Origin of the sequence: Herbaspirillum sp. C7C8, from assembly GCF_022627875.1 — a bacterium.
Classification (GTDB): Bacteria; Pseudomonadota; Gammaproteobacteria; order Burkholderiales; family Burkholderiaceae_D; genus Herbaspirillum.
Genome location: NZ_JABXGG010000014.1, coordinates 62715 through 74471 on the forward strand (window position 1 = coordinate 62715; position 11757 = coordinate 74471).

The following is an 11757-nucleotide window of genomic DNA, read 5'->3' on the forward strand; positions in this document are numbered from 1 at the left end:
AAACCAGTCGTCGAGCATATGAAGCTCGATTCCATCGAGCACGAGTCAGATGAGAATCGTTATTATTTGTAAATGATAGAAGATTCACTCATCCTTGGCAATCCCGCAAGCAGCAAGGCCTACACCATGTAGGGATATGAAGGCTGCGCATTGCGGGCGCACATCGCCTATGAACGAAAAAACGGCGCCGGAATTGCTTCCGGCGCCGTTCTCTCTTGCAGCTGCTTGTCTTGCCGGGGCGACCGGACCAACTGGCCGCCCCGTGATGCCATGCGAATGATGCTTACGCTTCGCCTTCGCCGCCACCGATGGATTCGGTCGAGGAGATTTCCTCGTCGCCGAACTCGGAACGGGAAGCACGTTCGGCCTCGAGCAGTGCTGCGCGCTCTTCGGCTTCCCATGCGTCCTTTTCCTTGCGGGCGCGGTGGAAGGCCAGGCCAGTACCGGCCGGGATCAGGCGGCCGACGATGACGTTTTCCTTCAGGCCGCGCAGGCCGTCCTTCTTGCCCATGATGGCCGCTTCGGTCAGCACGCGGGTGGTTTCCTGGAACGATGCGGCCGAGATGAAGGAGTCGGTCGACAGCGATGCCTTGGTAATACCCAGCAGCACGTTTTCGTAGGTCGCCGGGATCTTGCCTTCGGCGGTCACGCGGTCGTTCTCGTCCAGCAGCTCGGAGCGCTCGACCTGCTCACCGGTGATGTAGTTGGTGTCGCCCGGCTCCACCACTTGCACGCGGCGCAGCATCTGGCGCACGATCACTTCGATGTGCTTGTCGTTGATCTTCACGCCCTGCAGACGGTACACGTCCTGCACTTCGTCCACGATGTAGCGGGCCAGCGCTTCGATACCCAGCAGGCGCAGGATGTCCTGCGGGTCGGCCGGACCGTCCACGATCATTTCGCCCTTGTTCACCACCTGGCCGTCGTGCACCAGCACCTGCTTGTCCTTGGTGATCAGGAACTCGTGCTTGGTGCCTTCCATGTCGGTGATTTCCAGACGCTGCTTGCCCTTGGTTTCCTTGCCGAAGGCAACGGTACCAGTGACTTCGGCCAGCATGCCGGCATCCTTGGGCGAACGGGCTTCGAACAGCTCGGCCACGCGCGGCAGACCACCGGTAATGTCACGGGTCTTCTGCGATTCGGTCGGGATACGGGCCAGCACTTCACCCACATGCACCTGCTGGCCGTCCTTGACGGTGATCAGCGCGCCGACCTGGAAGCCGATGGTCACCGAGTGTTCGGTGCCGGCGATCTTCACTTCTTCGCCTTGTTCGTTGAGCAGTTTCACCTGCGGACGCATGACCTTCGAGGACGGACCACGACGCTTCGCATCGATGACCACCAGGGTCGACAGACCGGTGACTTCATCGATCTGCTTGGCCACGGTCGAACCCTCTTCCACGTTTTCGAACTTCACGGTACCGGAGTACTCGGTGATGATCGGACGGGTCAGCGGATCCCAGGTCGCCAGGGCGGTACCGGCCTTGATGGTCAGGCCATCCTTGACGATCAGGGTGGCGCCGTACGGCACTTTGTGACGCTCGCGCTCACGGCCCAGGTCGTCGGTGATCAGCACTTCGCCGGAACGGGAAATGACGATCTGTTCGCCCTTGCCATTGGTCACGTAACGCATCGTGGCGGTGAAGCGCACGGTGCCGTTGGACTTGGCTTCCACCGAGGAGGCCACCGCTGCACGCGATGCCGCACCACCGATGTGGAAGGTACGCATGGTCAGCTGGGTACCCGGCTCACCGATGGACTGCGCAGCCACCACACCGACGGCTTCGCCGGAGTTCACCAGCAGGCCACGGCCCAGGTCGCGGCCATAGCACTTGGCGCACAGGCCATAGCGGGTGTCGCAGGTCAGCGGAGTACGAACCTTCACTTCGTCGATACCCATGCGTTCGATCTCTTCGACCTTGTCTTCGTCCAGCAGGGTGCCGGCTTCGAACAGGGTGGATTGATCTTCCGGGTTGACGATGTCGGTCGCAGCCACACGGCCGAGGATACGGTCGCGCAGGGCTTCGATGACTTCACCGCCTTCCACCAGCGCCTTCATGGCCGAACCGTTGGAGGTGCCGCAATCGTCTTCGATCACGACCAGATCCTGGGTCACGTCCACCAGACGGCGGGTCAGGTAACCGGAGTTTGCAGTCTTCAGCGCGGTGTCGGCCAGACCCTTACGGGCGCCGTGCGTCGAGATGAAGTACTGCAACACGTTCAGGCCTTCGCGGAAGTTCGCGGTAATCGGCGTTTCAATGATGGAGCCGTCAGGCTTGGCCATCAGGCCGCGCATACCGGCCAGCTGGCGGATCTGGGCAGCCGAACCACGGGCGCCGGAGTCGGCCATCATGTAAATCGCGTTGAACGATTCCTGGGTGGTCTTCTTGCCTTCGCGGGTGATGACGTCTTCCACCTTCAGCTGGTCCATCATGGCCTTGCCGACTTCGTCACCGGCCTTGCCCCAGATGTCCACGACCTTGTTGTAGCGCTCGCCTGCGGTCACCAGACCCGAGGAGTACTGCTGTTCGATCTGCTTGACTTCCGACTCGGCAGCGGCGATCAGGGTGGCCTTTTGCGGCGGCACCAGCATGTCGTCCACGCAGATGGAGATACCGGCGCGGGTCGCCAGGCGGAAGCCCGACTGCATCAGCTGGTCGGCAAACACGACGGTGGCACGCAGACCGCACTTGCGGAAGGACGTGTTGATCAGCTTGGAGATTTCCTTCTTCTTCAGCGCGCGGTTCAGCACCGAGAACGGCAGGCCCTTGGGCAGGATCTCGGAGAGGATGGCGCGGCCGATGGTGGTCTCGTAGCGCTTGACGGTACGCACGAATTCGCCGGTGACCGGATCCTTCGGGTGTTCCACGATACGCACGGTGATACGGGTGGCCAGCTCGACTTCCTTGTTGTCGTAAGCGCGGATGACTTCCGACACGTCCTGGAACATCATGCCTTCGTTCTTGCCGTTGATGGCTTCACGGGTGGCATAGTACAGACCCAGCACGATATCCTGGGACGGCACGATCGACGGTTCGCCGTTGGACGGGAACAGGATGTTGTTGGAGGCCAGCATCAGGGTGCGGGCTTCCATCTGCGCTTCGATCGACAGCGGCACGTGGACGGCCATCTGGTCGCCGTCGAAGTCGGCGTTGAACGCGGCGCAGACCAGCGGGTGCAGCTGGATCGCCTTGCCTTCGATCAGGACCGGCTCGAACGCCTGGATGCCCAGACGGTGCAGGGTCGGCGCACGGTTCAGCATGACCGGGTGTTCGCGGATGACTTCTTCCAGGATGTCCCAGACCACCGGCTCTTGCGCTTCCACCAGCTTCTTGGCGGCCTTGATGGTGGTCGACAGACCCATCAGTTCCAGCTTGTTGAAGATGAAGGGCTTGAACAGTTCCAGGGCCATCAGCTTGGGCAGGCCGCACTGGTGCAGCTTGAGCTGCGGGCCCACCACGATGACCGAACGGCCCGAATAGTCCACACGCTTGCCCAGCAGGTTCTGACGGAAACGACCGCCCTTGCCCTTGATCATTTCGGCCAGCGACTTCAGCGGACGCTTGTTGGCGCCGGTCATGGCCTTGCCGCGACGCCCGTTGTCCAGCAGCGAGTCGACCGCTTCCTGCAGCATGCGCTTTTCGTTGCGCGTGATGATTTCAGGAGCACGCAGCTCCATCAGGCGCTTCAGGCGGTTGTTACGGTTGATGACGCGGCGGTACAGGTCGTTCAGGTCGGAGGTCGCGAAGCGGCCGCCATCCAGCGGCACCAGCGGACGCAATTCCGGCGGCAGCACCGGCAGCACTTCCATGATCATCCACTCGGGCTTGATGCCCGAACGCTGGAACGCCTCCAGCACCTTCAGGCGCTTGGCGTACTTCTTGATCTTGGCTTCGGACTTGGAGTCCTTCAGTTCCTGGCGCAGGGTTTCCGCTTCGCGGTCGATATCGATCGAGCGCAGCAGTTCGCGGATACCTTCGGCGCCCATGAAGGCGATGAAGTCGTCGCCGTACTCTTCGTACTTGGCGGCGTAGTCGTCTTCGGACATGATCTGGCACTTCTTCAGCGGGGTCATGCCGGGATCGGTCACGACGTAGGCTTCGAAGTACAGCACGCGCTCGATGTCGCGCAGGGTCATGTCCAGCACCATGCCCAGACGGGACGGCAGCGACTTCAGGAACCAGATGTGGGCAGTCGGGGAAGCCAGCTCGATGTGGCCCATGCGCTCACGGCGCACCTTGGCCAGGGTCACTTCCACGCCGCACTTCTCGCAGATCACGCCACGGTGCTTCAGGCGCTTGTACTTGCCGCACAGGCACTCGTAGTCCTTGATGGGGCCGAAGATCTTGGCGCAGAACAGGCCGTCGCGCTCAGGCTTGAAGGTACGGTAGTTGATGGTTTCCGGCTTCTTGACTTCGCCGAAGGACCACGAGCGGATCTTGTCAGGCGAAGCCAGACCGATCTTGATCGCGTCGAATTGTTCGTTTTGCTGGACTTGCTTGAATAGATCGAGCAGTGCTTTCATGTATCACTCCAGGTTGGCGTGAGAAACTAAATTTACGTGTGGCCGGTTCACCCTGCTTAACCCTGTTCGCATCGGCGGGAGAGCCAGCGAAGCCTCTGCTTCGTGGTGCCGCTCGATACCGGGACAGACCTCCCCAGCTTACTGCCGTACTTCGCTTGAATCTCTTGAATCTCTTGATTCGTTCACATCGCCCGTGGAGCGATGCGTCAATACTGAATTCTTGAATTCTTGGTTCGCCGGAAAAACCGGCGGGGTGCGCAGCCTGCGCCGCGCACCCCTTTACATCATTCGCGTTCCAGGTCGATGTCGATACCCAGCGAGCGGATTTCCTTCACCAACACGTTGAAGGATTCCGGCATGCCGGCATCGATCACGTGATCGCCCTTGACCAGGTTCTCGTACACCTTGGTACGGCCGTTCACGTCGTCGGACTTGACCGTCAGCATTTCCTGCAGGACGTAGGAGGCACCGTAAGCTTCCAGTGCCCACACTTCCATTTCGCCGAAACGCTGGCCGCCGAACTGCGCCTTGCCGCCCAGCGGCTGCTGGGTCACCAGCGAGTACGGGCCGGTGGAACGGGCGTGCATCTTGTCGTCGACCAGGTGGTGCAGCTTCAGGTAGTGCATGTAGCCAACCGTCACGGTGCGCTCGAAGGCTTCGCCGGTACGGCCGTCATACATCGTGACCTGGTTCTTCGAAGGCGTCATGCCCAGCTGCTTGGCAATCGGGTCCGGATAGGCCAGATCGAGCATGCGGCGGGTTTCTTCTTCATGCGCACCGTCGAACACCGGGGTCGCGAAGGGCACACCCTTCTTCAGGTTGGTCACCAGCTCGATGATTTCTTCATCGGTGAACGAGTCCAGCTCTTCCTTCTTGCCGGATTCGTTGTAGATGGTGGTCAGGAACTTGCGCAGTTCCGCAACCTTGGCTTGCGCCTGCACCATCTCGCCCAGACGCAGGCCCAGACCCTTGGCCGCCCAGCCCAGGTGAACTTCCAGCACCTGGCCGACGTTCATACGGGACGGCACGCCCAGCGGGTTCAGCACGATGTCGGCGGGGGTACCGTCGGCCATGTGCGGCATGTCTTCGATGGGCAGGATGCGCGAGACCACACCCTTGTTACCGTGACGGCCGGCCATCTTGTCGCCAGGCTGCAGGCGGCGCTTCACGGCCAGGTAGACCTTGACCATCTTCTGCACGCCAGGAGGCAGTTCGTCGCCCTGGGTGAGCTTCTTGCGCTTCTCTTCGAAGGCCAGGTCGAACTGGTGACGCTTCTCGGCGATGGACTCCTTGATGGCTTCCAGCGCGTTGGCAATGTCGTCATCGGCCGGGCGGATGTCGAACCAGTGGAACTTGTCCAGGTCGTCCAGGTAAGCCTTGTCCAGCTTGGTGCCCTTGACCAGCTTCTTGGGGCCGCCGTTGGCGACCTTGCCGATCAACAGACGCTCCAGACGCTGGAAGGCATCGCCTTCCACGATACGCAGCTGGTCGTTCAGGTCCAGGCGATAGCGCTTGAGTTCATCGTCGATGATCTGCTGGGCGCGCTTGTCACGCTGGATGCCTTCGCGGGTGAACACCTGCACGTCGATGACGGTACCGACCATGCCCGAGGGCACGCGCAGCGAGGTGTCCTTCACGTCGGAAGCCTTCTCGCCGAAGATCGCACGCAGCAGCTTCTCTTCCGGAGTCAACTGGGTCTCGCCCTTCGGGGTGACCTTGCCGACCAGGGTGTCGCCAGCTTCGACTTCCGCGCCGATGTAGACGATACCCGACTCATCCAGACGGGCCAGTTGGTTCTCGGCCAGGTTGGAGATGTCGCGGGTGATTTCTTCTGCACCCAGCTTGGTGTCACGTGCCACCACCGACAGTTCTTCGATGTGGATCGAGGTGTAGCGGTCATCAGCCACCACCTTTTCGGAGATCAGGATCGAGTCTTCGAAGTTGTAGCCGTTCCAGGGCATGAACGCCACCAGCATGTTCTGGCCCAGTGCCAGCTCGCCCATGTCGGTCGAGGCGCCGTCGGCGATCACGTCATGCTTGGCCACGCGGTCACCGATCTTGACGATCGGACGCTGGTTGATGTTGGTGTTCTGGTTGGAACGGGTGTACTTGATCAGGTTGTAGATGTCCACACCGACTTCGCCAGCTTGCGCTTCGTCGTCGTTGACGCGAATCACCACACGGCCTGCATCGACGTAATCGACCACGCCGCCACGCAGGGCTTGCACGGTGGTGCCGGAGTCAACCGCCACGGTACGTTCGATGCCGGTGCCGACCAGCGGCTTTTCCGGACGCAGGCAAGGCACGGCCTGGCGCTGCATGTTGGCGCCCATCAGTGCACGGTTCGCGTCATCGTGCTCCAGGAACGGAATCAGCGAGGCTGCCACCGACACCACCTGGCCCGGGGCCACGTCCATGTACTGCACGCGTTCCGGCGAGACCAGGATGGTTTCGCCAGCTTCACGGGCCGACACCAGTTCGTCGGACAGCTTGCCTTCCGCGTCAATGGTCGCGTTCGCCTGGGCGATCACGTAACGACCTTCTTCGATGGCCGACAGGTAGTCGATCTGGTTGGTGACCTTGCTGCCCTCGACCTTGCGGTACGGGGTTTCCAGGAAACCGTATTCGTTCAGGCGGGCGTACAGCGCCAGCGAGTTGATCAGGCCGATGTTCGGGCCTTCAGGCGTTTCGATCGGGCAGACGCGGCCGTAGTGGGTCGGGTGCACGTCGCGCACTTCGAAGCCGGCGCGTTCGCGGGTCAGACCGCCAGGGCCCAGGGCGGAAACGCGGCGCTTGTGCGTGATTTCCGACAGCGGGTTGGTCTGGTCCATGAACTGCGACAGCTGGGACGAACCGAAGAACTCGCGGATGGCGGCCGAGATCGGCTTGGAGTTGATCAGGTCGTGCGGCATCAGGTTGTCCGCCTCGGCCTGGCCCAGGCGTTCCTTGACGGCGCGTTCCACGCGCACGAGACCCGCACGGAACTGGTTCTCAGCCAGTTCGCCCACGCAACGCACGCGACGGTTGCCCAGGTGGTCGATGTCATCGACTTCGCCACGGCCGTTACGCAGTTCGACCAGGATCTTGATGACGGCCAGGATGTCGTCATTGGACAGGGTCATCGGACCGGTCAGCTCGTCGCGGCTGACGCGACGGTTGAACTTCATGCGGCCCACGGCCGACAGGTCGTAGCGGTCTTCGCTGTAGAACAGGCCGTTGAACAGGGCTTCCACGGACTCTTCGGTCGGCGGTTCGCCAGGACGCATCATGCGATAGATCGCCACGCGCGCGGCGGTCTGGTCGGCGGTGTCGTCGGTGCGCAGGGTCTGCGAAATGTAGCCGCCCTGGTCCAGGTCGTTGGTGTACAGGGTCTGGATGGCCGAGATGTTGGCTTCGCGCAGCTTGGCCAGCAGTTCTTCGGTCAGCTCGTCGTTGGCGCTGGCCACGACTTCACCGGTTTCCGGATCGACGATGTTCTTGGCCAGCACGCGGCCCAGCAGGTAGTCCTCAGGCACGGAAATGTGCTTGATGCCGGCGGCTTCGATGTCACGCACGTGCTTGGCGTTGATGCGCTTGTCCTTGGCGACCATCACCTTGCCCGACTTGTCGGTGATGTCGAAACGTGCGACTTCACCGCGCAGGCGCTCGGAGACGAACTCCATGTCCGCGCCTTCGGCGTGCAGGTTGAAGTTGTCGAAGACGAAGAAGTTCGCCAGGATCTGCTCGGAGGTCATCCCGATGGCCTTCAACAGGATCGTCACCGGCATCTTGCGGCGGCGGTCGACGCGGAAGAACAGGATGTCCTTCGGATCGAATTCGAAGTCCAGCCAGGAGCCACGGTAAGGAATGATGCGGGCCGAGAACAGCAGCTTGCCCGACGAGTGCGTCTTGCCACGGTCGTGTTCGAAGAACACGCCCGGGGAGCGGTGCAGCTGGGACACGATCACGCGCTCGGTGCCGTTGATGACGAAGGAACCGGTGGTGGTCATCAGGGGCAGCTCGCCCATGTAGACTTCCTGTTCCTTCATTTCCTTGACGACCGGCTTGGTGGGCGACTCCTTGTCCAGGATCACCAGGCGCACCTTGGCGCGCAGCGGGGACGCGAAGGTCAGGCCACGTTGTTGGCACTCTTTGACGTCAAACGGCGGAGCGCCCAGCACATACGACAGGAATTCGAGGCGCGCAAAGCCATTGTGCGACACGATGGGGAAAATCGAGGTGAAAGCCGATTGCAGGCCTTCGTTCTTGCGTTCCGATGCAGCACGTTCGGGTTGCAGGAAATTCTGATACGACTCGATCTGAGTCGCGAGCAGGAACGGAACGTTGTGGACGTTTGCGCGTTTCGCGAAGGATTTGCGAATGCGCTTCTTCTCAGTAAATGAGTAGTGCATGGACACTCCGTGAGTGACAGGAAGGATAGAGAATTCAAGATTCGATCAGACCGCGCGACTTGCCGGGAAAGCAGTCCGGGCCATCGGCACTCAAATCTTCAAATGTCTACCCTAGTTTTTTGCTGAGATCGCGCTTAATATTCCCGACAACGAATACTGCAACGCATCAACATCACCAGCAAAAATAAGAAACGACAAAGGAGCCAAAGCCGAATCCCTTTTTCAAGGGATTCTGCACTTTGACTCCGGAGTAATGACTCGCCTTGGCAGGCAAGAGAATTACTTCAGTTCGGCCTTGGCGCCAGCTTCTTCCAGCTTCTTCTTGGCAGCTTCAGCGTCAGCCTTGGCGATGCCTTCCTTGACCGGCTTCGGTGCACCGTCAACCAGATCCTTGGCTTCCTTCAGGCCCAGACCGGTGATTTCACGGACGGCCTTGATGACGCCGACCTTGTTGGCGCCGACTTCAGCCAGCACAACGGTGAACTCGGTCTGTTCTTCAGCAGCGGCAGCACCACCACCAGCAGCGCCACCGGCGGCCGGAGCGGCCATAGCGGCAGCGGAAACACCAAACTTCTCTTCGAATGCCTTGACCAGGTCATTCAGTTCCATCACGGACAGCGCGCCAACGGCTTCCAGGATGTCTTCTTTGCTAATTGCCATTTGAAACTCCTAAATTTATTTCGGTAATAACATCAGATTGGTAGTGACGCGAAAGCGTCGAAACTGCAGAGCGGGGCCGCTTCAAGCGGCCGTGCCTCATGCGGCTTCGGCTTCCTTCTTGGCGGCCAGGGCAGCCAGAGCGCGCGCAAAGCCCGACACCGGAGCCTGCATCATGCCCAGAACCTGGGCCAGCAGAACTTCGCGAGACGGGATGTTTGCCAGCGAAGCCACAGCAGCCTTGTCCAGCTGCTTGCCTTCGTAGTTACCTGCCTTCACAACCAGCTTGTCGTTGGTCTTGGCAAAGTCCGACAGGACTTTGGCAGCGGCCACGGCATCTTCCGAGATCGAGTAGATCAGCGGACCGGTCAGTTGCGGGGCGAGGTCGGCAAACTTCGTGCCTTCAACAGCGCGACGAGCCAGCGTGTTTTTCAACACGCGCAGGTACACGCCTTGGGCACGCGCTTGTGCGCGCAGTTGCGTCAAGGAACCAACCTGGATGCCACGGTATTCGGCCACGACGATCGTTTGCGCAGATGCAACCTTTGCGGAAACTTCGGCGACGACGGCCTTCTTGTCATTCAGATTGAGACTCAAGATCAACCTCCAAAAATAGTACTCGGCCACTACACAGGCCATTGCCTGCTTGCCTTGCACCGGTTCGAACACGGCGTCCGACGTTTAGGAGTTCACTGCAGCATAGGGCAAAACTGAATATGCTGCCTGAGACTACGAAACTTGCTCGGGTTCACCATCTGCGTTGGGTTCACTGGACTTGCGAACAGTGTTTTTAACTTCATCCGGCTTGTTGCTGCCGGCTTCCGCCCAACGGTCTTTGAAGGCCTGCCGCCACCGATTGCTCAACGGCGACAGCCCAAAGAGATGCCCCGCTTCCTCAAGGAAACGGGGACTGTATTGCTTGTTTAGGCAGCCAGGGAAGCCTGGTCCACGCGAACGCCAGCGCCCATGGTGGACGACAGAGCGATCTTGCGCAGGTACACACCCTTGCTGCTGGCCGGCTTGGCCTTGTTCAGGGCATCGATCAGGGCCAGCAGGTTGGCCTTCAGATCGGCGTCGGAGAACGACTTGCGGCCGATGGTGGCGTGGATGATACCGGACTTGTCGGTACGGTATTGCACTTGACCAGCCTTGGCGTTCTTGACGGCAGTTGCCACGTCCGGGGTCACGGTGCCAACCTTCGGGTTAGGCATCAGGCCACGGGGACCCAGGATCTGACCCAGGGTACCGACGATACGCATGGTGTCGGGCGAAGCGATGACGATGTCGAACGGCATGTCGCCGGCCTTCACGCGCTCTGCCAGGTCTTCCATGCCGACCACGTCAGCGCCGGCTGCCTTGGCAGCTTCAGCCTTGTCGCCGGAGGCGAACACGGCCACGCGAACGGTCTTGCCGGTACCGGCAGGCAGCACCACCGAACCACGGACCACTTGGTCCGACTTCTTCGCGTCCACGCCCAGCTGGACGGACACGTCGATCGATTCGTTGAACTTGGCGGTTGCAAATTCCTTGATCAGGGAAACGGCGTTGTCGAACGGATAGGCCTTGGTACGATCGACCTTTTCCTTCATTGCCTTGACGCGCTTGGATACCTTAGCCATTACAGACCCTCCACCGTGATGCCCATCGAACGTGCGGAACCAGCGATGGTACGCACGGCAGCTTCCAGATCAGCAGCGGTCAGGTCCGGCTTCTTCTGGGTTGCGATCTCTTCCGCTTGCTTGCGGGTGATCTTGCCGACCTTGTCGGTATGCGGCTTGGCGGAACCCTTCTGGATACCGGCAGCCTTCTTGATCAGGATGGTCGCCGGCGGCGTCTTCATCACGAAGGTGAAGGACTTGTCCGCGAAGGCGGTGATCACGACCGGAATCGGCAGACCCGGTTCGACACCTTGGGTCTGGGCGTTGAAGGCCTTGCAGAACTCCATGATGTTCAGACCGCGCTGACCCAGGGCCGGGCCGATCGGGGGGGACGGGTTCGCTTTACCAGCTGGCACTTGCAGCTTGATAAAACCAATAATCTTCTTTGCCATGACGGCTCCTTATTGATTGAGTTGTAGCGCCGTTTCATCGGCCTTGCGGCGTCTTACTCGGGCTCCTCGGAATGCTGAATTGGCGGACGATGATTTGTCCGGTACGCTCCAGCAGGCGTTGAAAACTTGACAGG

Annotated in this window: 6 protein-coding genes; all 6 read right to left on the reverse strand. The window is 60.6% G+C overall.

Annotated features, from left to right (window positions below; all coding sequences use genetic code 11):
- Positions 1 to 283: 283 nt before the first annotated feature.
- Positions 284 to 4525 (reverse strand): DNA-directed RNA polymerase subunit beta', encoded by a 4242-nt coding sequence (gene rpoC / locus HWE01_RS16540; RefSeq protein WP_008334119.1) that lies wholly within the window; start codon positions 4523 to 4525, stop codon positions 284 to 286.
- Between the two features lie 284 nt (positions 4526 to 4809).
- A complete protein-coding gene (rpoB, locus tag HWE01_RS16545) occupies positions 4810 to 8916 on the reverse strand; it encodes a DNA-directed RNA polymerase subunit beta (protein WP_241822359.1) in 4107 nt (1368 codons plus the stop codon).
- Positions 8917 to 9195: 279 nt separating this feature from the next.
- The gene (rplL, locus tag HWE01_RS16550; RefSeq protein ID WP_008334117.1) at positions 9196 to 9576 is read right to left on the reverse strand and encodes a 50S ribosomal protein L7/L12; all 381 of its coding nucleotides are present in this window, start codon (positions 9574 to 9576) and stop codon (positions 9196 to 9198) included.
- 96 nt (positions 9577 to 9672) lie between these two features.
- Positions 9673 to 10170: a 50S ribosomal protein L10 gene (rplJ, locus tag HWE01_RS16555; RefSeq protein WP_034351747.1), complete on the reverse strand. Its 498-nt coding sequence runs from the start codon at positions 10168 to 10170 to the stop codon at positions 9673 to 9675.
- Positions 10171 to 10496: 326 nt separating this feature from the next.
- Positions 10497 to 11192, reverse strand: coding sequence for a 50S ribosomal protein L1 (rplA, locus tag HWE01_RS16560; protein WP_006465497.1), 696 nt, complete (start codon positions 11190 to 11192; stop codon positions 10497 to 10499).
- A complete protein-coding gene (gene rplK / locus HWE01_RS16565) occupies positions 11192 to 11623 on the reverse strand; it encodes a 50S ribosomal protein L11 (RefSeq protein ID WP_007875265.1) in 432 nt (143 codons plus the stop codon). The genes rplA and rplK overlap by 1 nt, the downstream gene beginning before the upstream one ends.
- Positions 11624 to 11757: the final 134 nt, after the last annotated feature.